The organism is Klebsiella indica (assembly GCF_005860775.1).
Taxonomy (GTDB): domain Bacteria; phylum Pseudomonadota; class Gammaproteobacteria; order Enterobacterales; family Enterobacteriaceae; genus Klebsiella; species Klebsiella indica.
Map to the genome: position 1 here is coordinate 42,889 of NZ_VCHQ01000013.1, position 25,005 is coordinate 67,893.

Annotated in this window: 20 protein-coding genes, 1 rRNA gene and 1 riboswitch; of the genes, 13 read left to right on the top strand and 8 right to left on the bottom strand. The window is 54.8% G+C overall.

Translation table 11 applies throughout. From position 1 onward, the window contains the following. The first annotated feature begins 31 nt into the window (after positions 1 to 31). Positions 32 to 253, top strand: a riboswitch (Lysine riboswitch). Positions 254 to 431: 178 nt separating this feature from the next. From lysC to FE839_RS11100, 3 genes are all read left to right on the top strand, one after another. Beyond that, positions 432 to 1,781, top strand: a complete 1,350-nt coding sequence (gene lysC, locus FE839_RS11090) for a lysine-sensitive aspartokinase 3 (RefSeq protein ID WP_138360874.1) — start codon at positions 432 to 434, stop codon at positions 1,779 to 1,781. A gap of 130 nt (positions 1,782 to 1,911) precedes the next feature. Continuing rightward, complete coding sequence (gene panS, locus FE839_RS11095; RefSeq protein ID WP_138360875.1) at positions 1,912 to 2,856, top strand: ketopantoate/pantoate/pantothenate transporter PanS; 945 nt, start codon at positions 1,912 to 1,914, stop codon at positions 2,854 to 2,856. A gap of 127 nt (positions 2,857 to 2,983) precedes the next feature. After that, positions 2,984 to 3,256 (top strand): YjbD family protein, encoded by a 273-nt coding sequence (locus tag FE839_RS11100; protein ID WP_138360876.1) that lies wholly within the window; start codon positions 2,984 to 2,986, stop codon positions 3,254 to 3,256. On the opposite strand, the gene rluF is transcribed toward FE839_RS11100, so the two are convergent. Continuing rightward, entirely contained in the window at positions 3,253 to 4,125 is an 873-nt protein-coding gene (gene rluF / locus FE839_RS11105; RefSeq protein ID WP_138360877.1) for a 23S rRNA pseudouridine(2604) synthase RluF, read from the bottom strand. The genes FE839_RS11100 and rluF overlap by 4 nt on opposite strands. Positions 4,126 to 4,592: 467 nt before the next feature. Here rluF and FE839_RS11110 point away from each other — a divergent pair, with 467 nt between their 5' ends. From FE839_RS11110 to FE839_RS11145, 8 genes are all read left to right on the top strand, one after another. Continuing rightward, complete coding sequence (locus tag FE839_RS11110) at positions 4,593 to 5,546, top strand: sugar-binding transcriptional regulator (RefSeq protein ID WP_138360878.1); 954 nt, start codon at positions 4,593 to 4,595, stop codon at positions 5,544 to 5,546. 71 nt (positions 5,547 to 5,617) lie between these two features. Beyond that, a complete protein-coding gene (locus FE839_RS11115; protein ID WP_138360879.1) occupies positions 5,618 to 6,421 on the top strand; it encodes an SDR family oxidoreductase in 804 nt (267 codons plus the stop codon). Positions 6,422 to 6,430: 9 nt separating this feature from the next. Beyond that, on the top strand, positions 6,431 to 6,838 hold the full coding sequence (locus FE839_RS11120) for a mannose/fructose/sorbose PTS transporter subunit IIA (protein ID WP_138360880.1): 408 nt from the start codon (positions 6,431 to 6,433) through the stop codon (positions 6,836 to 6,838). Further along, the gene (locus FE839_RS11125; protein WP_138360881.1) at positions 6,838 to 7,332 is read left to right on the top strand and encodes a PTS sugar transporter subunit IIB; all 495 of its coding nucleotides are present in this window, start codon (positions 6,838 to 6,840) and stop codon (positions 7,330 to 7,332) included. The genes FE839_RS11120 and FE839_RS11125 overlap by 1 nt, the downstream gene beginning before the upstream one ends. 107 nt (positions 7,333 to 7,439) lie before the next feature. Continuing rightward, entirely contained in the window at positions 7,440 to 8,237 is a 798-nt protein-coding gene (locus tag FE839_RS11130) for a PTS mannose/fructose/sorbose transporter subunit IIC (protein WP_138360882.1), read from the top strand. Between the two features lie 11 nt (positions 8,238 to 8,248). Next, positions 8,249 to 9,073 (top strand): PTS system mannose/fructose/sorbose family transporter subunit IID, encoded by an 825-nt coding sequence (locus FE839_RS11135; protein ID WP_138360883.1) that lies wholly within the window; start codon positions 8,249 to 8,251, stop codon positions 9,071 to 9,073. Positions 9,074 to 9,249: 176 nt separating this feature from the next. Continuing rightward, the gene (sorE, locus tag FE839_RS11140; protein WP_138360884.1) at positions 9,250 to 10,482 is read left to right on the top strand and encodes an L-sorbose 1-phosphate reductase; all 1,233 of its coding nucleotides are present in this window, start codon (positions 9,250 to 9,252) and stop codon (positions 10,480 to 10,482) included. Then, positions 10,475 to 11,284, top strand: a complete 810-nt coding sequence (locus tag FE839_RS11145; RefSeq protein WP_138360885.1) for a shikimate 5-dehydrogenase — start codon at positions 10,475 to 10,477, stop codon at positions 11,282 to 11,284. Before sorE ends, FE839_RS11145 begins: the two co-directional genes overlap by 8 nt. 119 nt (positions 11,285 to 11,403) lie before the next feature. Here FE839_RS11145 and FE839_RS11150 read toward each other — a convergent pair whose 3' ends face one another. Next, a complete protein-coding gene (locus FE839_RS11150; RefSeq protein ID WP_138360886.1) occupies positions 11,404 to 13,035 on the bottom strand; it encodes a Na/Pi cotransporter family protein in 1,632 nt (543 codons plus the stop codon). Positions 13,036 to 13,258: 223 nt separating this feature from the next. Further along, entirely contained in the window at positions 13,259 to 16,942 is a 3,684-nt protein-coding gene (gene metH, locus FE839_RS11155) for a methionine synthase (RefSeq protein ID WP_138360887.1), read from the bottom strand. Positions 16,943 to 17,140: 198 nt separating this feature from the next. On the opposite strand from metH, the gene iclR reads away from it, so the two are divergent. Next, positions 17,141 to 17,968, top strand: a complete 828-nt coding sequence (gene iclR, locus FE839_RS11160; protein WP_138360888.1) for a glyoxylate bypass operon transcriptional repressor IclR — start codon at positions 17,141 to 17,143, stop codon at positions 17,966 to 17,968. 9 nt (positions 17,969 to 17,977) lie between these two features. Beyond that, positions 17,978 to 18,382: an ASCH domain-containing protein gene (locus FE839_RS11165; protein ID WP_138360897.1), complete on the top strand. Its 405-nt coding sequence runs from the start codon at positions 17,978 to 17,980 to the stop codon at positions 18,380 to 18,382. Between the two features lie 14 nt (positions 18,383 to 18,396). On the opposite strand, the gene aceK is transcribed toward FE839_RS11165, so the two are convergent. From aceK to rrf, 5 genes are all read right to left on the bottom strand, one after another. Next, positions 18,397 to 20,139, bottom strand: a complete 1,743-nt coding sequence (gene aceK, locus FE839_RS11170; RefSeq protein WP_138360889.1) for a bifunctional isocitrate dehydrogenase kinase/phosphatase — start codon at positions 20,137 to 20,139, stop codon at positions 18,397 to 18,399. 97 nt (positions 20,140 to 20,236) lie between these two features. After that, on the bottom strand, positions 20,237 to 21,541 hold the full coding sequence (aceA, locus tag FE839_RS11175) for an isocitrate lyase (protein WP_024130843.1): 1,305 nt from the start codon (positions 21,539 to 21,541) through the stop codon (positions 20,237 to 20,239). Between the two features lie 31 nt (positions 21,542 to 21,572). Next, on the bottom strand, positions 21,573 to 23,174 hold the full coding sequence (aceB, locus tag FE839_RS11180) for a malate synthase A (RefSeq protein WP_138360898.1): 1,602 nt from the start codon (positions 23,172 to 23,174) through the stop codon (positions 21,573 to 21,575). A 268-nt stretch (positions 23,175 to 23,442) separates the two neighbouring features. Continuing rightward, the gene (metA, locus tag FE839_RS11185; protein ID WP_138360890.1) at positions 23,443 to 24,372 is read right to left on the bottom strand and encodes a homoserine O-acetyltransferase MetA; all 930 of its coding nucleotides are present in this window, start codon (positions 24,370 to 24,372) and stop codon (positions 23,443 to 23,445) included. 485 nt (positions 24,373 to 24,857) lie between these two features. After that, positions 24,858 to 24,973, bottom strand: a 5S ribosomal RNA gene (gene rrf / locus FE839_RS11195). Between the last annotated feature and the right edge of the window lie 32 nt (positions 24,974 to 25,005).

The following is a 25,005-nucleotide window of genomic DNA, read 5'->3' on the forward strand; positions in this document are numbered from 1 at the left end:
ATGACCCCAGGCAAAGTGAAAGACGTCGGTAATTGCCAGAAGAGGTGCGTTGCCCAGGTAACCGTATTGGAGGAACCAGTCCGGAGAAAATACGTGAGGGGGAGCAACGCCGAGGTGAAAAGCGTCTGGTTACGCCCATCACCGGCCGCAGGGGCTGAATCCCCTGGGTTGTCACCAGAAACGTTCGCAGTCGGGCGTTTCATACTCGCCGCATCAGCGATGCGAGTCTACAAGGTGGAGCACTTCTGGGTGACATCGTAGTTTGTTTATCGCTCTGCGCCCACCCTGTTTTTCGCTCTTCCCTTGTGCCATGGCTGAATAATTTGGCCTGACTTATTAAGACATTTTTTGCAATCCGGCGGCCTCCTGCCCCATCAGTATGAATTGTCAGGAAGCGTTTTAATAAGTCAGGCCCCTGACACGAGGTTGTTATGACAGATTTAGTTGTAGCCAAATTCGGCGGCACCAGCGTTGCCGATTTCGATGCCATGAACCGCAGCATAGAGGTCGCGCTGCTCGATGCCAGTACCCGCGTGGTGGTGCTTTCCGCCTCTGCGGGCGTGACCAACCTTCTGGTCGCGCTGGCGGAAGGGCTGGAGCCGACCGAACGCTTCGAAAAGCTCGATGCCATACGCCAGATCCAGTTCAATATTCTGGAACGCCTGCGCTATCCGAACGTAATTCGCGAGGAAATTGAGCGCCTGCTGGAAAATATCACCGCGCTGGCGGAAGCCGCATCGTTGGCCAGTTCGACCGCGCTGACGGATGAACTGGTCAGCCACGGTGAATTGATGTCCACGTTGCTGTTTGTCGAAATCCTGCGTGAGCGCGGTATCGCCGCCCAGTGGTTCGACGTGCGTAAAATAATGCGCACCAACGATCGCTTTGGTCGTGCGGAACCGGATATCGCCGCGCTTGCTGAATTAACTCAGCAACTGCTGGCTCCGCGTCTTGCGGAAGGACTGGTGATCACCCAGGGCTTTATCGGCAGCGAAGCCAAAGGCCGTACCACCACCCTGGGCCGTGGCGGCAGCGACTATACCGCCGCTCTGCTGGGCGAAGCGTTAAAGGCGACCCGCGTTGATATCTGGACCGATGTTCCGGGCATCTACACCACCGATCCGCGCGTCGCTCCGGCAGCCAAGCGCATTGACGTTATCGCCTTTGAAGAAGCGGCGGAAATGGCGACCTTCGGCGCGAAAGTGCTGCATCCGGCGACCCTGCTTCCCGCCGTGCGCAGCGATATTCCGGTATTTGTCGGTTCCAGCAAAGCGCCTGAGGCCGGCGGCACGCTGGTGTGCAAAACCACCGAACACCCTCCGCTATTCCGCGCTCTGGCGCTACGTCGCAGACAGACGCTACTGACGCTGCACAGCCTGAATATGTTGCACTCACGCGGATTTCTCGCCGAAGTCTTCAGTATTCTGGCGCGGCATAATATCTCCGTGGATCTGATCACCACCTCAGAAGTCAGCGTGGCGCTAACCCTGGATACCACCGGCTCAACCTCGGTTGGCGATACGCTGCTGACCCAGGCGCTGTTGACCGAACTGTCGTCCCTGTGCCGCGTAGAGGTCGAGCAGGACCTGGCGCTGATTGCCTTGATTGGTAACGAACTGTCAAAAGCCTGCGGCGTTGGTAAAGAGGTCTTCTCTGTGCTGGAGCCGTTCAACATTCGTATGATTTGCTACGGCGCCTCCAGCCATAACCTGTGCTTCCTGGTGCCGGGGGCGGATGCCGAGAAAGTGGTGCAAAAACTTCACCATAATTTATTTGAATAATCTCCCTTCTCACGATAAACAATACCTCTGGCCGGGCGTGACCCGGCCTATTTATAACAAGATCAACACAACGGACTCACCATCACTTGGGTTTTCCTGAGTATGGCAAGTCAATCGCAAGGAAAACACTATGCTCGCCACGCTTACGCGGTTGTTCCCATTATGGGCGCTACTGCTCTCCGTTATCGCGTATTACACACCCGCCACTTTCACTCCCGTTGGTCCGTGGGTTCCCACGCTGCTGATGCTGATTATGTTCGGCATGGGCGTGCACCTGAAAGTGGATGACTTTAAACGCGTTCTCTCCCGTCCCGCGCCGGTCGCGGCGGGTATTTTTTTGCACTATCTGGTGATGCCATTTGCCGCCTGGCTGCTGGCGCTGATTTTTCAGATGCCGCCGGAGCTTTCTGCCGGGATGGTGCTGGTCGGTAGCGTCGCCAGCGGTACGGCATCCAACGTCATGATCTTTCTGGCTAAAGGCGATGTCGCGCTCTCGGTGACTATCTCATCGGTCTCCACGCTGGTCGGCGTGGTGGCGACGCCGCTGCTGACGCGTCTGTACGTGGATGCGCATATTCAGGTGGATGTGATGGGGATGCTGCTCAGTATTCTGCAAATCGTGGTGATCCCGATTGCGCTGGGGCTGGTGGTGCATCACCTACTGCCAAAAGTGGTGAGGGCGGTGGAACCATTCCTCCCGGCGTTTTCAATGGTTTGTATTCTGGCGATTATCTGCGCCGTGGTGGCGGGTTCCGCTTCGCATATCGCCTCCGTCGGCCTGGTGGTGATTATCGCGGTGATCCTGCACAACACCATTGGCCTGCTCGGCGGCTACTGGGGCGAGCGTCTGTTTGGCTTTGACGAATCCACCTGCCGCACGCTGGCGATTGAGGTTGGGATGCAGAATTCCGGGCTTGCCGCCGCGCTGGGGAAAATCTACTTTGGCCCGCTGGCAGCACTACCAGGCGCGCTGTTCTCTGTCTGGCACAACCTTTCCGGGTCGTTGCTGGCCGGTTACTGGTCAGGGAAACCGATTTCTGATAAAGCGCGCAACAGGGCACAAGAACGCGAATAACGGTAGAGAATCGACAACCCCCGGCGGCGCAGCGCCGCCGGAATTTTCCTCGACGCACGACGATTTACAGTGAGACGTCTGCCTCTTTACCGTACACTGAAGCCATCAGCTACCTGAGGGCACCATTATGGCACTCCCCCGCATCACCCAAAAAGAGATGACCGAGCGCGAGCAGCGCGAACTGAAAACGTTGCTCGACCGCGCGCGCATCGCTCATGGGCGTCCGCTGACCAATGCGGAAACCAACAGCGTGAAAAAAGAGTACATCGATAAACTGATGGCGCTACGCGAAGCCGAAGCCAAAAAGGCCCGCCAGCTAAAGAAAAAGCAGGCTTATAAACCGGATACTGAAGCGTCGTTTTCCTGGTCGGCAAATACATCAACGCGCGGCAGGCGTTAACGCCCTTTCTTTTTACGCCCCGGCGCGGTAAAGCGCTTGCCATTCGTTGCCGGGCGAGCGGGTTTCCCGTTGGTTTTTTCGAGCGTCACCACCGGGCGTTTAATACCGGTCGCTTTCGGCCTGGCTTTTGCCTTCGGTTTCGCTTCCGATGATGAATTCTCAATCAGCTTAAACAGATCAACCAGCTCATCATCGGTCAAATCGCGCCATTCGCCCAAAGGGATGCCGGTCAGGCTAACGTTCATAATCCGCGTACGTTCAAGCTTCGTCACTTCATAGCCAAAGTGTTCGCACATCCGGCGGATCTGGCGGTTTAGCCCCTGCACCAGCGTAATGCGAAACACGAACGGCGCTTCTTTTTTGACTTTGCACTTTTTGGTCACCGTTCCGAGGATCGGCACACCCGCCCCCATACTCCGCACAAATTCATCGGTTACCGGCTTATCCACGGTCACCAGATACTCTTTTTCGTGATCGTTGCCGGCACGCAGGATCTTGTTAACCAGATCGCCATGGTTGGTCAGAAAGATCAGCCCCTGGGAATCTTTATCCAGACGACCGATCGGAAAAACGCGTTTGCTGTGATTAACGAAATCAACGATGTTGTCGCGTTCGCCATCTTCGGTGGTGCTGACAATACCGACGGGTTTATTCAGCGCAATCAGTACTAAATCGTCCGCTTCACGCGGCTCAATCAATCGGCCATTGACCTTAACCACATCGCCCGGCTTAACCTGATCGCCAATAGTGGCGCGCTTGCCATTGATAAAAACGTTACCTTGTTCGATAAAGCGGTCCGCTTCGCGGCGCGAGCAGATTCCGCTTTCACTGATGTATTTGTTAAGTCGGGTTGATGGATCGGGCAGCATAACTCTCCTGAAACAGATTATCCTTCAAGTTGTCTCTGTGTTGGCTACGTTCACTCATCCCGGAGGCATAGAAATCTATACCTCCAGGAATTTACGCGCATGCCGCCCTGATAAAACTTGAATGCGTTTATGTTTAAAACGCGAAATATATCCTACCTTGCGGACAATAAAAAATAATCGCGTTCTCGCCGCTTCACGCTAAATGTGATCTATCACGCCTTTCAACACAAAAGTGTGCCATTAAACCGGAGGCAACTTTACCCAGTGAAATAAAGGAGAATCAGGCCGTTAGCGTCATCAGCACAAAAGTGCCATAAACCACCTCGCCAGAATACAAATGTGCAACAGAAACCGTCAGCATATCAGCATGAAATAGATGAAAATTGCTTTAAAGTCCGCTCTTGATCGGGTTATATCAGATCAGAGCAGAAAATATGTGATTTGCACAAATGTGCAGGAGTCGAAAGATGACGATAGAAAATAGCGACGATATCCGCCTGATTGTGAAAATCGCCCAACTCTATTATGAGCAGGATATGACCCAGGCGCAGATCGCCCGCGAGCTGGGGATCTATCGCACCACCATCAGCCGCCTGCTGAAGCGTGGCCGCGAGCAGGGCATCGTCACCATCGCCATCAACTATGACTACAACGAAAACCTGTGGCTTGAGCAGCAGCTAAAACAAAAATTTGGTCTCAAAGAGGCCGTTGTGGCGGCCTGTGATTCTCTTCAGGAAGAGGATCAGCTCAACGTTATCGGCCAACACGGCGCACAGCTGGTTGACAGATTGCTGGAGCCGGGTGATATCGTCGGTTTCTCCTGGGGGCGCGCGGTGCGGGCATTGGTGGAAAATTTGCCACAGGCCAGCCACTCCCGCCAGGTTATCTGCGTGCCGATTATCGGTGGCCCATCCGGCAAACTGGAGAGCCGCTACCACGTTAATACGCTGACCTACAGCGCAGCAGCGAAGCTGAAAGCCGAATCGCATCTCGCCGATTTTCCGGCGCTTCTGGATAACACATTAATTCGTAACGGGATTATGCAGTCTCATCACTTTAAAACCATCGCCGCTTACTGGGAAAATCTGGACGTCGCGCTGGTGGGCATTGGCTCTCCGGAGATTCGCGATGGCGCTAACTGGCACGCATTTTATGGCAGCGAAGAGAGCGACGACCTCAATGCCCGTCGCGTTGCTGGCGATATCTGTTCACGTTTCTACAATATTGATGGTGCGACGGTAGAAACCGCCATGAGCGAGAAAACGATCGCTATTGAGATGGCGAAACTGAAAAATGCTCGCTATTCCGTGGGTATCGCGATGGGCGAAGAAAAATACTCTGGTATTCTTGGTGCATTAAACGGCAGTTATATTAACTGTCTGGTGACGAATAAAGAAACCGCAGAGTCGTTACTGAACTAAAGATCAACAATATCATTTCACGCAGTACGCCTGCGGGGGATCCCTTTATCTGAAGAAAACAGGAGTCGATAATGGAAACGTGGTTAAATTTAGGATGTAAAGTGATTATTGTTACCGGCGGCGCCTCAGGAATTGGTTTGGCCATCGTCGATGAGTTATTAGCCCAGGGTGCTAACGTGCAAATGATAGATATTCATGGCGGTGATAAACATCACAATAGCGAACGTTATACTTTCTGGCCAACGGATATTTCCCGCGCCAGTGAGGTTAATAAAACCGTCACAAGTATTATTCAACGAGTTGGTCGTATTGATGGTCTGGTTAATAACGCCGGGGTGAACTTTCCACGTTTATTAGTCGATGAAAAATCTCCAGCCGGTCGCTATGAATTAAATGAAGCCGCTTTTGAAAAAATGGTCAATATCAACCAGAAAGGCGTTTTTTTACTCTCCCAGGCGGTGGCTCGCCAGATGGTCAAACAACGCGACGGGGTGATTGTTAACGTCTCTTCTGAAAGCGGACTGGAAGGGTCTGAAGGCCAGAGCTGCTATGCGGCAACCAAAGCAGCGCTGAATAGCTTTACCCGCTCCTGGTCGAAAGAGCTGGGCAAACACGGTATCCGCGTGGTCGGCGTTGCGCCGGGGATTCTGGAAAAAACCGGGCTGCGTACGCCGGAGTATGAAGAGGCGCTGGCCTGGACCCGCAACATCACCGTTGAGCAACTGCGGGACGGCTATACCCGAAACGCGATTCCGATTGGCCGCGCTGGTCATCTTTCTGAAGTCGCTGATTTTGTTTGCTATTTACTCTCAGAGCGCGCCAGCTATATCACCGGAGTAACCACTAACATCGCTGGCGGCAAAACGCGCGGCTAAGGGGGAAAAATGGTTAACGTTATCTTCTGCGCCCACGGCCAACTGGCCAGCGCCATGCTCGATTCAGTACGCATGGTCTACGGCGATGTCAACGTCAGCGCCGTCAATTTTGTCCCCGGAGAAAACGCGGGTGATATCGCCTGTAAGCTCGAAAAGTTAGTAAGCGCACACAACAATGAAGAGTGGCTTATCGCCGTCGATTTACAGTGCGGCAGCCCGTGGAATGCCGCCGCCGGGCTGGCGATGAGCAATCCACAGCTACGGGTAATCAGCGGCCTGTCGTTACCGCTGGCTCTGGAGCTGGTGGATAACCAGCAAACGTTGTATGCGGATGAACTATGCCAACACCTGGAGACCATCGCCAGCCAGTGCTGCGTCACCTGGCGACAGCCGGAAACTATTGAGGAGGATTTTTGATGAACATTACGCTTGCGCGTATTGATGACCGTTTAATTCATGGTCAGGTTACTACCGTATGGTCAAAAGTAGCCAATGCACAGCGGATTATTATCTGCAATGATGATGTTTATAACGATGACGTTCGCCGCACGTTACTCCGCCAGGCCGCGCCTCCGGGTATGAAGGTTAATGTGGTCAATATTGAAAAGACGGTGGCGGTATACCATAACCCTCAATATAAAGATGAAACTGTTTTTTACTTATTTACCAATCCACAAGATGCTTTAGCGATGGTGAAACACGGAGTAAAAATTGCCACATTAAATATTGGCGGCATGGCCTGGCGACCGGGTAAGAAACAATTAACTAAAGCCGTATCTTTAGATAACAACGATATTTTCGCTTTCCGCGAACTGGATAGTCTTGGCGTAAAATTGGATTTACGCGTCGTCGCATCTGACCCATCCATTAATATTATGGAAAAAATTAAAGAGCAGTCATTCGCAGAATAAATAAAACGCCTGTATTTATTACACACAGTCATTCCGGAGGCAGCCTGAAGGACATCGTGTCAATGCCGTAACAGGCAGGGAATCTTATACCCTTGAGGTAACAAATTATGGAAATGAGTACCCTACAAATAATAGCCATATTTATTTTTTCCTGTATTGCCGGAATGGGCAGCGTGCTGGATGAATTTCAGACACATCGCCCACTCATCGCCTGTACCGTGGTTGGTTTGATTCTCGGTGATTTAAAAACCGGCATTATGCTCGGCGGCACTCTGGAGCTGATCGCGCTGGGCTGGATGAACGTCGGCGCGGCGCAGTCTCCGGACTCGGCGCTGGCCAGCATTATCTCGGCAATCCTGGTGATTGTCGGCCATCAAAGCATCGCCACCGGAATAGCCATCGCCCTGCCGGTCGCCGCCGCGGGCCAGGTGCTTACCGTGTTTGCCCGCACTATTACCGTGGTATTCCAGCACGCGGCGGATAAAGCGGCGGAAGAGGCACGCTTTGGGACAATCGATCTGCTGCACATCTCGGCGCTGGGCGTCCAGGCGCTGCGCGTTGCTATCCCTGCGCTGGTGGTGTCCCTGTTCGTCAGCGCCGATATGGTCAGCAATATGCTCAACGCTATCCCGGAATTCGTCACCCGCGGTCTGCAAATCGCCGGCGGTTTTATCGTGGTGGTCGGCTACGCGATGGTACTGCGCATGATGGGCGTGAAGTATCTGATGCCCTTCTTCTTCCTCGGCTTCCTCGCTGGCGGTTATCTCGACTTCAGCCTGCTGGCCTTCGGCGGAGTGGGGGTGATCATGGCGCTGATTTATATCCAACTGAATCCGCAGTGGCGCAAATCTGAACCGCAGGCCGCAGCCACCACGTCCACCGCCCTTGACCAGCTTGACGACTGATGGAGCCCGACATGGAACAGAAAAGAATTACCCAAGGCGACCTGGTGAGCATGTTTCTGCGCTCCAATCTGCAGCAGGCGTCATTCAACTTTGAACGTATTCACGGTCTTGGCTTTTGCTACGACATGATCCCGGCTATTAAGCGCCTCTATCCGCTGAAAGCGGATCAGGTCGCTGCGCTAAAACGCCATCTGGTGTTCTTTAACACCACCCCGGCGGTCTGCGGCCCGGTGATTGGCGTGACGGCGGCGATGGAGGAAGCGCGAGCTAACGGCGCCGCCATTGACGATGGTGCAATCAACGGCATCAAAGTTGGTCTGATGGGGCCGCTGGCAGGCGTTGGCGATCCGCTGGTATGGGGCACATTGCGGCCGATTACCGCCGCACTCGGCGCATCGCTGGCGCTCTCTGGCAATATTGTTGGCCCCCTGCTGTTCTTCTTTCTTTTTAATGCCGTACGTCTGGCCATGAAATGGTACGGGCTACAGTTGGGCTTTCGTAAGGGAGTCAGCATCGTCAGCGATATGGGCGGCAACCTGCTACAAAAACTTACCGAAGGCGCGTCCATTCTCGGCCTGTTTGTGATGGGCGTGCTGGTGACCAAATGGACCACCATCAACGTGCCGTTGGTGATCTCGCAGACGCCTGGCGCCGACGGTTCCACTGTCACCATGACCGTGCAGAACATCCTTGATCAACTCTGTCCTGGTCTGCTGGCCCTCGGGCTGACGCTGATGATGGTGCGCCTGCTCAATAAAAAAGTGAATCCCGTATGGCTGATTTTCGCCCTGTTCGGTTTAGGGATTGTCGGTAACGCGCTGGGCTTCCTGTCCTGATTATTCCTCCCCGGCGATGCCGGGGCTATTTCAACAAGTAACCCCAGAAAATTTCGGCGTACGTAAAGGCGGCGACTGGACCTCTCCCCGGAGCGTAGATTCACTGCGTGACCGGGCGGCGTGAAGGAAGCCAGCATCGCTGTCGTTCGAAAGATGAAGGGGATGAGGTGGAAAACATGCAAACAACAACGGCCCTGCGTCTTTACGGCAAACGCGATCTGCGCCTGGAAACCTTCGAACTCCCGGCGATGCAGGATGATGAAATTCTGGCCCGCGTGGTCACCGACAGTCTGTGCCTTTCATCCTGGAAAGAGGCTAATCAGGGCGAGACGCATAAAAAAGTACCGGACGATGTGGCGACCAACCCGATCATTATCGGCCATGAATTCTGCGGTGAAATTATCGCCGTGGGCAAAAAGTGGCAGCACAAGTTTCATACCGGTCAGCGCTATGTGATTCAGGCCAACCTGCAACTGCCGGATCGTCCGGACTGCCCCGGCTATTCCTTCCCCTGGATCGGCGGGGAAGCGACTCACGTGGTGATCCCCAATGAGGTCATGGAACAGGATTGTCTGCTCTGCTGGGAAGGCGATACCTGGTTTGAAGGATCGCTGGTAGAGCCCCTCTCCTGCGTGATCGGTGCCTTCAACGCCAACTATCATCTGCAGGAAGGCAGCTATAACCACGTAATGGGGATTCGTCCGCGAGGGCGCACGCTGATCCTTGGCGGCACCGGCCCGATGGGACTGTTGGCTATCGATTACGCCCTGCATGGCCCTGTCAACCCGGCGCTGCTGGTGGTCACCGATACCAATAAGCCGAAACTGAGCTATGCGCGTCGGCACTATCCATCCGAACCGCAAACGCTGATTCACTATCTTGATGGCAATGACGCCAGCCGCGAAACGCTGATGGCGCTCAGCGGCGGCCACGGATTTGATGATATTTTCGTCTTCGTCCCTAACGAACAGCTGATCACTATGGCTTCATCGCTGCTGGCCGCGGACGGCTGTCTGAACTTCTTTGCCGGTCCGCAGGATAAACAGTTCAGCGCATCGATCAATTTTTACGATGTACATTACGCCTTCACTCACTATGTGGGTACCTCCGGCGGCAATACCGACGACATGCGCGCCGCCGTAGAATTAATGCAGGCGAAAAAAGTTCAGACCGCGAAAGTGGTGACCCATATTTTGGGGCTGAACGCGGCGGGCGAGACGACGCTGGATTTACCGAAGGTTGGCGGCGGTAAAAAATTAGTGTATACCGGGAAAAACATACCGTTAACACCGCTAGGGGAAATTACCGACCCGGAACTGGCGGCGATAATGGAACGCCATCACGGTATCTGGTCAAAAGAGGCGGAAGAGTATCTTCTGGCCCATACAGAGGATATTACCCATGATTAATCGCGATACGCTACTGTGCATGTCCCTGGCCGGTCGTCCCGGCAACTTCGGCACCCGCTTTCATAACTATTTATATGAGAAGCTGGGACTGAACTACATCTATAAGGCGTTTACAACAAAGGATATTGAAGCGGCGGTAAAAGGCGTGCGCGCGTTAGGTATTCGCGGCTGCGCGGTATCAATGCCGTTTAAAGAGAGCTGCATGCCGTTTCTCGACGCTATCGATCCTTCGGCAAAAGTGATTGACTCGGTCAACACCATCGTTAATGACGACGGCAGGTTGACCGGGCTGAATACCGACTACATCGCAGTGAAAAGCCTGATTGACAGCAACCAGCTCGATTCCTCCGCGAAAGTGATGATCCAGGGCAGCGGCGGGATGGGCAAAGCGGTGATCGCCGCCTTTCGCGATGCCGGTTTCCGCGACGTCATTATCGCTGCCCGCAACCGCGATAATGGCCTGACGCTGGCGAACCAGTACGGCTTCCAGTGGCAGCCGCAGCCGGAAGGAAATGCGGTGGATATTCTGGTCAACGTCACCCCGCTCGGCATGGCGGGCAGTGCGGAAAGCGAAACGCTGGCTTTCAGCCAGACGATGGTGGAACAGGCCAGCGTGGTATTTGACGTGGTCGCTCTGCCGCCGGAAACGCCGCTGATCAAACTGGCGCAGCAGCTGGATAAGCAGGTTATCAGCGGCGCGGAAGTGATTGCCCTGCAGGCGGTGGAGCAGTTCGTACTCTACACCGGCGTGCGCCCGGATGATGCGCTGGTCGCTGAAGCGGCCGCATTTGCCAGAGCGTAAGCATAACCCCCGGGTAAGGCGCCAGCCATCGCCCGGGGATTTTTCCCGGCAGCGGCACCTCCTCCTCCCGGTTCAGGCTATCACCCCTGGCTGTGTCACGACCTGGTGCGGAGCACAGCCTAATACTCATCCCGCTCATCATCTTCATCCGGTTGTTCCATCACGCTATAGGCCACCGAACAGAACAGCGAATTCAGACGCTTCATATCTCCCAGCAACGCCAGATGCAGCGTGCTGGTTTCAATACTCTGCACGTTTTGCTGGTGCAGGCGGTCAACGTGGGCATGAGAGTAACGACGGTTCATAATGCGAAAACGGTGCTTGCTGCGGCGCAGACGGCGGGCGCTGGGCACATCGCCGGAGAAAAATACCGACATCGCCAGTTGCAGGTTGCTGAGCAGTTGGTCGTAGAGCGCATCCAGCTCTTTTAACCCCTCCATAGAGAACGCCCGACGCGCCGCCAGAGATTTGTCGGCGATTTCACTGGCCATTCTTTCAACGATATCCGACGCCTGCTCAAGATTAAGCGCCATTTCGATAATCTCCGCCCAACGGCGGGATTCTTCATCCGCCAGTTCCTCTTTCGGCATCCTCGCCAGATAGAGCTTAATGGCGGTATACAGTACGTTGATATCGTCCGCCATTCGCCGCAGCGCCTTCTCCTCGCGCGGCTCACCGTGCATCACCTTGTGCAAACCGGCCAGCATCTGCTCCATGGCATCGCCAATACGCAGCGTTTCGCGGGCGGCATTAGCCAGCGCCAGCGCAGGGGTATCGAGTGCCGAGGTGTCAAGGTGCTTCGGCTTCAGACGAGCATCCAGCTCCGGCTCGTCGCGAATTAAACGCTTACAGAATCGCGCCATCGGCCCGACGAACGGCACCATGGCAAGACAACGAATCAGGTTGTAAAAAACATGGAAGTAGATGACCAGTTCAGATTCCGCCAGGGGCAGTTTCTGCATGACCGCCGCCAGCACATGGACAAATGGCAGAATAATCAGGCTACCCACCACCTTAAACAGCAGGCTACCCAGCGCGACGCGCCGCGCCGCGGCATTAGCGCCGCTATTGTTAAGCATCGCCAGCAGCCCGGAGCCGAGGTTCGCGCCAATCACCAGGCACAGCGCGACCGGAAATGAAATCACGCCGGTTGCGGTTAAGGTTGCGGTCAGCAACACCGCCGCCAGGCTTGAATAACTGATGATCGCAAACACCGCGCCGATCAGCGCATCCAATAAAATATCGCCGGTCAGTGAAGCGAAAATAACCTGTACGCCGCTGGCCTGAGTGATGGGATGCACCGCCTGGACGATCAGTTCCAGCGCCAGAAGTATCAGCCCAAGGCCAATCCCCACGCGTCCAAGCTGGCCCGCACGCGTCTGCTTACGCCCAAGAAAGAAAATCACGCCGATAAAAATCAGCAGCGGCGAAAGCCATGACAGGTCGAAGGTCAGCACCCTCGCCATCAGTGCGGTGCCGACATCCGCCCCCAGCACCATCACCAGCGCCGGGGCCAGCGCCACCAGATCCTGGGAGACAAAAGAAGTAACCAGCATGGTGGTGGCATTGCTGCTCTGGACCAGCGCGGTAACGCCAATCCCCGCGCAGAAGGCGAGCGGCTTTTTCTCCACGCTACTGCTCAGCACGCTTCGCAGACGAGCACCGTAAACACGCATCACGCCGGTACGCACAATGTGGGTACCCCATACCAGAAGAGCAACAGCAGACAGCAGGTGTAGCAGAGTTAGCACAGAATCAGGTACTCCTTATCATTATTATGATGTTCAGCCTTTTTTGCCGGATGGCGCTGCGCTTATCCGACCTACGGAGATATTTGTCGGCCGGATAAGGCGTTTACGTCACATCCGGCAAGCAGCCCCATGAACCTTCAGTATAAGGGTTCCGGCACAATAAAGAGACAGGGCGCCCGATGAGCGCCCTGTTTGTTGTAAGAAAAAATGACAGTTTTATGAATTAGTCAGCATCATAGCCCAGGTTGGCAGCCAACCAGCGTTCCACCTCCGCGACCGTCATCCCTTTACGCTGCGCATAATCCTCCACCTGATCGCGCTGAATTTGCGCTACCGCGAAATACTTGCTGTCCGGATGGCTGAAATACCAGCCGGAGACCGACGCGCCCGGCCACATGGCGTAGGATTCGGTCAGCGTCATGCCGGTGTGTTTTTCCACCTCCAACAGTTGCCAGATGGTGCCCTTCTCAGTGTGCTCCGGGCAGGCCGGATAGCCCGGTGCCGGACGAATCCCCTGATAGTTTTCGCGAATCAGCTCCTCGTTGCTGAGGTTCTCATTCGCTGCATAGCCCCAGTAGACTTTACGCACCCGCTCATGCAGGTATTCCGCAAAGGCTTCCGCCAGACGGTCAGCAATCGCTTTGACCATAATCTTGTTGTAATCATCATGCTGCGCCTCGAATGCCTCTGCCAGCGCATCCTCTTCCAGACCGCCCGTGACGGCGAAGGCGCCAATGTAATCCTCTTTGCCGCTCTGTTTCGGCGCAACAAAGTCAGACAGGCAATAGTTGGCGAACCCCACCTTCTCCGTTTGCTGACGCAGATGATGGCTGACCGCCAGCACATGGGTACGCGTCTCATCGCGATAAATTTCGATATCATCGCCAACGCGGTTTGCCGGGAACAGACCCACCACGCCGCGCGGGTTGAGCGTCTTCTCCGCGCTCAGCTTATCCAGCATGTCGTTGGCGTCTTTAAACAGGCGTTTCGCCTCTTCGCCCACCACTTCGTCTTCGAGAATGCGCGGATATTTGCCCGCCAGCGACCAGGTCATAAAGAATGGCGTCCAGTCGATGTAGTTGCGCAGCGTTTCGATACTGGCTTCAACCTCCTGCACGCCCAGACGATGAGCAACCGGCGGCGTGTAGCTTTGCCAGTCAAAAGCCAGATCGTTTTCGCGCGCGGCGGCCAGCGTCACCGGCGGCGTGCGTGGCTTTTTACGCCCATGCTGGATGCGCACCGTTTCGTACTCTTTACGGGTACGGGCGACAAACTCATCGCGCTGGGTATCGGAGAGCAGAGCCGCCACTACTCCAACGGTGCGCGAGGCGTTCTGGACATAGACCGTCGGGCCGCTGTAGTTCTGCTCGATCTTCACCGCCGTGTGCGCTTTCGAGGTGGTCGCGCCGCCGATCAGCAGCGGGATGGTGAAACCCTGCCGCTCCATCTCTTTCGCCACATTGACCATTTCATCCAGCGACGGAGTAATCAGGCCGGAAAGGCCTATCAAATCCGCATTCACTTCTTTCGCAGTTTTGAGGATTTTTTCTGCCGGCACCATCACGCCAAGATCGATGATTTCATAGTTGTTGCACTGTAAAACGACGCCAACAATGTTTTTGCCAATGTCATGCACGTCGCCCTTCACGGTGGCGATAACCATTTTACCGTTGCTGGAGCCCTGCTCTTTGCTGGCTTCAATAAACGGTTCCAGATACGCCACCGCCTGCTTCATGACGCGGGCCGATTTCACCACCTGCGGCAGGAACATTTTGCCTTCGCCGAACAGGTCGCCCACCACGTTCATACCGTCCATCAGCGGCCCCTCAATCACTTCAATTGGGCGCGTCGCCTGCTGACGGGCTTCTTCAGTATCCTGTTCGATAAACTCGGTAATGCCTTTGACCAGCGAATACTCGAGGCGTTTTTTCACTTCCCAGGTACGCCATTCCGCCTGTTGCGCATTGGCGGAATCATCAGCTTTGCTGCCACGGTATTTTTCCGCCAGATCCAGCAGACGCTCGGTGCTATCGTCGCGGCGGTTAAGGATCACATCTTCCACCGCGTCGCGCAGTTCGGCGGGCAGGTCGTCATAAATCGCCAGTTGCCCGGCGTTGACGATCCCCATGTCCATGCCGTTACGAATGGCATAGTAGAGGAACACCGCATGAATAGCTTCGCGCACCGGGTCGTTGCCGCGAAACGAGAAGGAGACGTTAGAGACGCCGCCGGAGATCAGCGCGTGCGGCAGTTCGCGTTTGATATCTTCACAGGCGCCGATAAAGTCCTGCGCGTAGTTGTTGTGCTCTTCAATCCCGGTCGCTACGGCAAAAATGTTCGGGTCAAAGATAATGTCTTCCGGCGGGAAACCCACCTCTTTGGTGAGAATGTTGTACGCCCGGCGGCAAATCTCGATCTTACGCGCGCGAGTATCGGCCTGCCCTTGTTCATCAAAGGCCATCACCACCACCGCCGCGCCATAGCGACGCAGCTGCTTCGCATGGTGGATAAAGGGCGCAACGCCCTCTTTCATCGAGATCGAGTTCACGATACCTTTGCCCTGGATACACTTCAGGCCCTTTTCGATAACCTCCCACTTCGAGGAGTCGATCATGATCGGTACGCGGGCGATATCCGGCTCACCGGCAATCAGGTTGAGGAAACGCACCATCGCCGCTTCGGCGTCGAGCATCCCCTCATCCATGTTGATATCGATAATCTGCGCGCCGTTCTCCACCTGCTGACGGGCGACATCCAGCGCTTCGTTATATTTTTCTTCTTTGATCAGCCGCTTAAATTTAGCGGAACCGGTGACGTTAGTACGCTCCCCCACGTTTACAAACAGGCTGTCATCGCCAATATTCAACGGCTCAAGGCCGGAAAGGCGGCAGGCTACCGGAATATCGGGCAGTTTACGCGGCGCTAAGCCATCAACCGCGCGGCTCATGGCGGCAATGTGTTCCGGCGTGGTGCCGCAGCAGCCGCCGACAATGTTAAGAAAGCCCGACTCCGCCCACTCGCGGATCTGCTTTGCCATCGTATCAGCATCAAGATCGTATTCGCCAAATGCGTTAGGCAGACCGGCGTTCGGGTGCGCGGTAACATAACATTCGGCAATACGCGACAGTTCCTGCACATACTGGCGCAGTTCATCCGGCCCCAGCGCGCAGTTAAGACCGAAGGTGAGCGCTTCGGCATGGCGCAGCGAGTTATAGAACGCTTCGGTGGTCTGGCCGGAGAGCGTGCGTCCGGAGGCGTCGGTAATCGTGCCGGAGATCATAATCGGCAGCTCGATGCCCAGCGCGTCAAATTCTTCTTTCACTGCAAAAACGGCGGCTTTCGCGTTCAGCGTATCAAAAACGGTTTCAATCAGAATCAGGTCCGCCCCGCCTTCCACCAGCGCTTTGGTGGATTCGCGATAGGCCGCGACCAGCTGATCGAAGGAGATATTGCGAAACGCCGGGTCGTTCACGTCCGGCGAGATGGACGCGGTGCGGTTGGTGGGGCCAAGCACCCCCGCAACGTAGCGCGGTTTTTCCGGCGTGCGCGCCGTCCATTCATCGGCGCAGGCGCGGGCCAGTTTTGCTGCGGCAAAGTTGATTTCCGCCGACAGGGATTCCATCTGGTAATCCGCCATCGCAATGATCGTCGAGTTAAAGGTGTTGGTTTCAATGATATCCGCCCCCGCCGCAAAGTAGGCGTCATGAATCGCGGTAATCACCTCCGGCTTGCTGAGTACCAGCAGGTCGTTATTGCCTTTCAAATCGCAGGGCCAGTCGGCAAAGCGCTCGCCGCGGAAATCCTCTTCACTCAGACGATAGCTCTGGATCATGGTACCCATGCCACCATCCAGAACCAGAATGCGTTCATTTAACTGCGCACGCAGTTGTTCAACTTTGCTACTCACGACTTGCTCCCGACAACACTCAACCTGGACCGTAAAAGGCCAACAAAGCATACTGGCATAAACATGGCAGGTGGAAAAGAGAACAGCGGATAAGATGAGACATGTTCAGCTTCACTCATCCGATCAGTCGGGTAGTGATTGCATTATCGCCAAATAAAACGAAAATCATTTCCACGATACAGAAAAAAGGAGACTGCGATGGCGACTCCCGCTCCCGCAAAACGCGGCAGAAAACCTGCCGCTCCCGCGGCCGCTCAGGCTGGCGGACAAGTTCAGTCCCTGACTCGCGGTCTGAAACTGCTTGAATGGATTGCTGAATCTCACGGCAGCGTCGCGCTGACCGAACTGGCGCAACAGGCCGGTTTGCCTAATTCGACAACTCACCGCCTGCTGACCACTATGCAGCAACTGGGGTTTGTTCGCCAGGTTGGCGATCTGGGGCACTGGTCGGTAGGCGCTCACGCTTTTGTCGTCGGCAGCAGTTTTTTGCAGAGCCGTAATCTGCTGGCGATTGTCCATCCTGTTCTGCGCAAACTGATGGAAGACTCCGGCGAGACGGTCAATCTGGCGGTGCTGGATCAAAGCGATCACCAGGCGATTATTATCGACCAGGTGCAGTGTACGCAGTTGATGCGTATGTCGGCGCCGATTGGCGGTAAGCTGCCCATGCACGCATCCGGGGCAGGAAAAGCCTTTCTGGCGCAATTGAGTGAAAATCAGCTTACCGACCTGCTGCACCGTAAAGGCCTGCACGCATACACTCATGCGACCCTGGTCTCACCGGTGCATCTGAAAGAGGATTTGGCCCAGACGCGCAAGCGCGGCTACTCCTTTGATGATGAAGAACACGCGCTTGGCCTGCGCTGCGTAGCGTCATGTATTTATGATGAACACCGCGAGCCGTTTGCCGCGATTTCTATCTCCGGGCCAATTTCCCGGATTACCGACGACCGCGTGACCGAATTTGGCGCGATGGTGATTAAGGCGGCAAAAGAGGTAACGCTGGCATATGGTGGAGTGCGATAAATGAGCGATCTGAAATCCTACTGGCAGGATAAATACCCTTCAGCTTTTTGCTGGTCTTTCGGCGATTCAGCGGAGCTTGCCGACGAGCTGGCGGCCCTGGTCGTCAAGGGAAAGAAGCGCGGTACCTGCGGCTCACTTGCCAGCTATCAGCAAGAGCAGCCTCCCGTAACGCCAGGGGCATATCACATAGTGCTGGATGGCAAAGGTAAAGCCGTATGCGTGATACGCACCCTCACGCTCAGGCTCATCCGTTTTAACGAAATGAGTCCTGAGCTCGCCGCGCTGGAAGGCGAAGGTGATTTGAGCCTCGCTTACTGGCAATCGGCGCATCAGGCGTTTTTTGAACGTGAAGGCACATGGGCGCCAGATATGGAGCTGGTGTACGAAGAATTTACGGTTATTGAGGCAGCCTGAGCCAGGCTGCCGGTTTACCCTGCCTGCTGAAGGTTGCCGTAGCGCACGCTAAAACGCTGGCGGCGACGATAAGCATACACATCTTCCACATGTCCCTCGCGGATACGCGTCTGTAACGCCCGCCAGTAGTCGGCACGAAACAGGTCGGCGTGCATCTCTTCGAACAGCGGCCCGATACGCGGGTCGGCGCACAGCCAGTGGCGAAACTCTTCCGGGAAAACATCGCCCGGCGACACGCTGTACCACGGCTCGCTCGCCAGCTCGTCTTCCGGGTAGCGCGCTGGCGGGATATCGCGGAAATTTACTTCTGTCATATAGCAAATTTCATCGTAATCGTAGAACACCACGCGACCGTGGCGGGTAACGCCAAAGTTTTTAAACAGCATATCGCCGGGGAAGATGTTGGCGGCGGCAAGCTGGCGAATCGCATTGCCGTACTCTTCTACCGCATCGCGCAACGCCTGACCGTCGACCTGTTCCAGCCAGATATTTAACGGCACCATCCGCCGCTCGATATAAAGATGGCTGATGACAATCCGATCGCCGAGATCGGTAATTTTCGCTCCGGCTTCGGTTTGCAGCAAGGTCATCAGTTCAGCGGAGATTTGCCGCTTCTCCAGCACAAAGTTCTCAAACTCCTGGGTATCAGCCATTCTCCCCACGCGATCGTGTTCCTTGACCAGTTGATAGCAGGCGCGGACGTGGGCGGCGGTCATCTCTTTCTGCGGCGCAAACCGGTCTTTAATCACCTTAAATACCCGGTCAAATCCCGGCAGAGTAAACACCAGCATCACCATGCCGCGAATACCGGGCGCTTCAATAAACTGCTCATCGCTGTTCGCCAGATACAGTAAATACTCGCGATAGCTCTCGGTTTTCGCATGCTTCTGACAGCCAATCGCCATGTACAGCTCAGCGGTGGTTTTACCTGGCAGGATCTCACGCAACCACTCAACCAGCGCGGCAGGCAACGGCGCGTACACCATGAAGTAGGAACGGGCAAAACCAAACACGATACTGGCCTCAGCCGTGGTGGTCAGGCAGGTATCGACAAACAGTTCGCCTTCATCGGTGCGATGAATCGGCAGCAAAAACGGCAACGTGCCGGCTGGGGTCAGCAACTTCCCCACCAGCCAGGCGGCTTTATTGCGATAAAACAGCTCATTCGCCACCTGCAAATGGCTGCGGTGCAAAGCCTCCGCTCCGAACGTTTCCGTCAGGTGAGCAATGATGTAATGAATATCACGGCTTTTGTTTTGCCAGGGCAAACGCAGCGGTAGATCGCTGAGAATACGCGTCAACAGCGGTTCCCAGCCGTGATCGGGGAAGAAATCTTTCGCCAGCGGGCGCGGGATCGTGCGAAACCGGCGTTCAGGCTGGGAGCTAAAGATAAAAAGCCGCTCGGGAGTGAGCGAGCGGTGGTCAAATAACCGACAGTAGACGGAGTTAAAAAAGCTCTCCGCAATCTCGAAGCGCGGGTAATCCGGCAACAGCCGGGTGTAATGCTCTTTGACACGCAGTAAAAAGGCCGCATCGGTGCTTTTGCCGTCAGTAATGCAGCGCAACTGTTCCACCACCAGACCAACGTGATGATCGTAGAGGTGGATACGGTTTTTCATCGCCTGCTGCACGGCATGCCAGTCGGCCTGTTCAAAGCGCTGCTGCGCGCCGGAAGTCACTTCCAGAAATCGACCATACTGCGCGTCAAAGCCTTGCAGGATGGTTTGAGCAATCAGTAATTCCAGGCCACGCGACATGGTTTGTCCTCATCGGTTGCCGGATGGCGGTGCAAGCGCCTTATCCGGCCTACGGTTCGGGGTAGGCCGGATAAGCGTAAGCGCCATCCGGCATGGATCAGAACTGCGATTCTTCAGTGGAACCCGTTAATGCCGTCACTGAGGAGGTGCCGCCCTGAATAATGGTGGTCACTTTGTCGAAGTAGCCTGTCCCCACTTCCTGCTGATGGGAGACGAAGGTGTAACCGTCTTTGGCCGCCGCAAATTCTGGCTGCTGAACCTTCTCAACGTAGTGGCGCATGCCTTCACCCTGCGCATAGGAATGTGCCAGGTCGAACATGTTGAACCACATGCTGTGGATGCCCGCCAGGGTGATGAACTGGTACTTGTAGCCCATGTCCGACAGCTGCTGCTGGAAGCTGGCGATGGTTTTATCGTCCAGGTTCTTCTGCCAGTTGAACGACGGTGAGCAGTTGTAGGCCAGCAGTTTACCCGGGTATTTCGCATGGATGGCATCGGCAAAGCGCTTCGCCAGTTCAAGGTCCGGCGTGGAGGTTTCGCACCACACCAGGTCTGCGTAAGGCGCATACGCCAGCCCACGGCTGATCGCCTGCTCAATACCAGCACGCGTGCGGAAGAAGCCTTCGCTGGTGCGTTCGCCGGTAATAAATTCACTGTCGTACGCGTCGCAGTCGGAGGTTATCAGATCTGCCGCATCCGCGTCGGTACGGGCAATCAGCAACGTCGGTACGCCCATCACGTCAGCCGCCAGACGCGCAGCCACCAGTTTCTGAATGGCTTCCTGCGTCGGCACCAGCACTTTGCCGCCCATATGGCCGCACTTCTTCACCGACGCAAGCTGATCTTCGAAGTGAACAGCCGCTGCACCGGCTTCGATCATCGATTTCATCAGTTCAAACGCGTTCAGTACGCCGCCAAAACCGGCCTCCGCATCGGCAACGATCGGCAGGAAGTAATCGACAAAGCGCGGATCGCCAGGCTCAATGCCAGACGCCCACTGGATCTGATCCGCACGACGGAAAGTGTTGTTGATCCGATCCACAACCGCCGGAACCGAGTTTGCCGGGTACAGCGATTGATCCGGGTACATGCTGGAGGCCAGGTTAGCGTCCGCCGCCACCTGCCAGCCGGACAGATAGACCGCCTCAATGCCCGCTTTCGCCTGTTGCAGCGCCTGACCGCCAGTCAGTGCGCCGAGGCTGTTGATGTAGCCTTTTTTCGCGTCGCCATGCAGCAGACGCCACATTTTGGCCGCGCCAAGCTGCGCCAGCGTACATTCCGGGTTGACCGAGCCGCGTAATTTCACCACTTCCTCCGCGCTATACGGGCGGCGGATACCTTCCCAGCGCGGTTGCGTCCATTCTTTCTGTAACTCTTCGATTTGTTGGGTACGGGTTTTCATATGCAGATGCTCCATATTGTTATGTGGTGAATTACGCCAGGAAGCGGTAGCCCGGCAGGGTCAGGAAGTCAATTAACTCATCGGAAGTAGTGATCTGCTCCATCAGGCGCGCGGCTTCATCAAAGCGCCCGCTGCTGAAGCGGTGCTCTCCCAGCTCGTCCTGGATCACCAGCATCTCTTCGGCCAGCATCTGGCGGAATAGCGCTTTCGTGACGGGTTTGCCGTTGCTCAGGGTTTTCTCGTGATGAATCCATTGCCAGATAGAGGTACGGGAGATTTCAGCCGTTGCCGCATCTTCCATCAGGCCATAAATCGGTACGCAGCCATTGCCGGAGATCCATGCTTCGATGTACTGCACCGCCACGCGAATATTGGCGCGCATCCCCTCTTCGGTACGATCGCCCTCACAGGGCGCCAGCAGCTGTTCGGCAGTAATGGGCGCATCTTCATCGCGGGTAACAAACAGCTGGTTCTGGTTTTCGCCCAGCGCCTCGTTAAAGACCGTCATCGCGGTGTCCGCCAGCCCCGGATGCGCGATCCAGGTGCCGTCATGACCGTTATTGGCCTCCAGCGCTTTGTCCGCTTTCACTTTGTTGAGCACTTGATTGTTGCGCTCGGCGTCTTTGCTCGGGATAAACGCCGCCATGCCGCCCATCGCAAATGCGCCGCGCTTGTGGCAGGTTTTGATCAGCAGCCGTGAATAGGCGCTGAGGAACGGTTTATCCATCGTTACCACCTGACGGTCCGGCAGGACGCGATCCGGGTGATTTTTCAGTGTTTTGATATAGCTGAAAATGTAATCCCAGCGGCCGCAGTTAAGACCAACAATATGGTCACGCAGCGCGTGCAGGATCTCATCCATCTGGAAGACGGCAGGCAGCGTTTCAATCAGCAAGGTAGCTTTGATGGTGCCGCGCGGCAGATTAAAACGGTCTTCGGCATAGCTGAAGACTTCGCTCCACCAGGCTGCCTCCTGCCAGGCCTGAGTTTTCGGCAGGTAGAAATACGGGCCGCTGCCTTTTGCCAGCAACGCTTTATAGTTGTGGAAAAAGTAGAGAGCGAAATCAAACAGGCTGCCAGGAATGGCTTCACCACGCCAGGTCACATGTTTTTCCGGCAGGTGTAAACCGCGTACGCGACAAATCAGTAACGCCGGGTCTGGCTTGAGTTGATAGATTTTCCCGGCTTCGTTGGTGTAGCTGATGGTGCCGTTCACCGCATCACGCAGGTTGATCTGGCCATCAATGACTTTGCTCCATTCGGGAGCCAGCGAGTCTTCAAAGTCGGCCATAAATACTTTTACATTAGCATTCAGCGCGTTAATCACCATTTTACGTTCAACCGGGCCGGTAATTTCCACGCGACGATCCAGTAAGTCAGCGGGAATACCTCGGATTTTCCAGTCGCCATTACGAATGGAAGCGGTTTCCGAAATAAAATCAGGCAGCTTACCATCGTCAATGTCCTGCTGTTGCTGGATGCGAGCAGCGAGGAGTTTGTTACGTGCGGGTGTAAATCGCGTCACCAGTTCGGTCAAAAACGCCACCGCCTCTGAGGTCAGAATTTGCTTCTCTTGCTCTCCACAGGGCCTGATAAAGGCCAACTCATCGGCGATTGTTGCCTGTTTATTCATCATGCAGCTCCTCGTCATCGATCCGAATACATCCCCAGTGCGAACGAAAGATCGTTGTACGCTTTTCGTTCAGCACATTTAAGATTACTCGCTTAAGAATTTAAATCAAAAATAATTTCCATTTTTAATTTAATTTAAATATAACCGATTGATAACATAAAGAATAAAGTTCAATTACAAGATGAGTGGCATTTCGGAAATAAAAAAAGCACCCGAAGGTGCCTGTTTCGACATGCTGAAACGCTTTAGGATCGTCAGCGCCAGAAGATTAATCCAGTGTTGGATTCATGTGACGAAGATCATATGGCGTGATCTGGTAAACGTAATAGTTGAGCCAGTTGATGAACAACAAATTACCGTGACTGCGCCAGGTCGCACGCGGTTTGTTCTGCGGATCGTTCTGAGGGAAATAGTTGTACGGCACATTCGGGCTTAAACCCGCTTCAACATCGCGGAAATATTCGCTGGCCAGCGTATGGGCATCGTATTCCGGATGACCGGTGACAAACGCGATGCGTTTATCTTTGCTGGCGAACAGGTAAGCATCTCCCTCTTCCGTTTCTGCCAGAATGTCTAAGTCGGTATAATCGCGAATTAATGCCGCAGGAAAGTCCGCATAGCGTGAGTGTGGAGCAAGGAACGCGTCATCAAAACCACGGGTCAGTAAAGCATGGGGATGAAGAATATGATGTTCGTAGACGCCGGAAAGCTTGTCAGCGCGGGTTTGCTTCGGAATGCCATAGAGAATATTAAGCGCGGCCTGTACCGCCCAACAGACAAACAGCGTTGAGGTGACGTGATCTTTCGCCCACTCCAGCACCTGCTTAATCTGCGGCCAGTATGCTACATCATTAAACTCCACCAGACCCAGCGGCGCACCGGTCACAATCAGTCCATCGAAGTTCTGATCGCAGATATCCTCGAAGTTACAATAGAAGTTGTTCAGATGCTCTGCCGGTGTATTACGCGATTCACGGGCATCAATCCGTAAAAGCTGAATATCAACCTGAAGCGGTGAGTTTGACAGCAGTCGCAGGAACTGGTTTTCCGTTTCGATCTTCTTTGGCATCAGGTTAAGAATAAGCACCTTCAGCGGGCGGATTTCCTGAGTCGTCGCACGAGTCGTCGTCATGACAAAGACGTTTTCATTACGCAAGAAATTGACGGCTGGTAGCTCGTCCTGCACCCGAATTGGCATAACTTTATTACCTCATAGCATACGTATAAACGTTTAGACATCCAGATAGCTGAAGATACCCAGGAATGAGGTAAATGTCGAGTCTGCATGTACAGGGTGAGAAAATTTCACGGAGATATTTAAATCAGGATATAAGGACAAATAAAAAGAGAGAATATGGTTATTAGCGTCGCCCCTCGCGACATGATGAAAGGAATATCCGTTATTGAATCTGGTTTATACGTAGGCCGGATAAGGCGCAGCCGCCATCCGGCAGTGCCCGGACGGTATAAACGCAAAAAGGCCATCCGTGAGGATGACCTTTTCACTTATTTGATGCCTGGCAGTTTATGGCGGGCGTCCTGCCCGCCACCCTCCGGGCCGTTGCTCCGCAACGTTCAAATCCGCTCCCGGCGGATTTGTCCTCCTCAGGAGAGCGCTCACCGACAAACAACAGATAAAGCAAAGGGCCCGGTCTTTCGACTGAGCCCTTTGCTTTATTTGATGCCTGGCAGTTCCCTACTCTCGCATGGGGAGACCCCACACTACCATCGGCGCTACGGCGTTTCACTTCTGAGTTCGGCATGGGGTCAGGTGGGACCACCGCGCTACGGCCGCCAGGCAAATTCTTTGTGCTCTGTCCTGTGTCTTTTG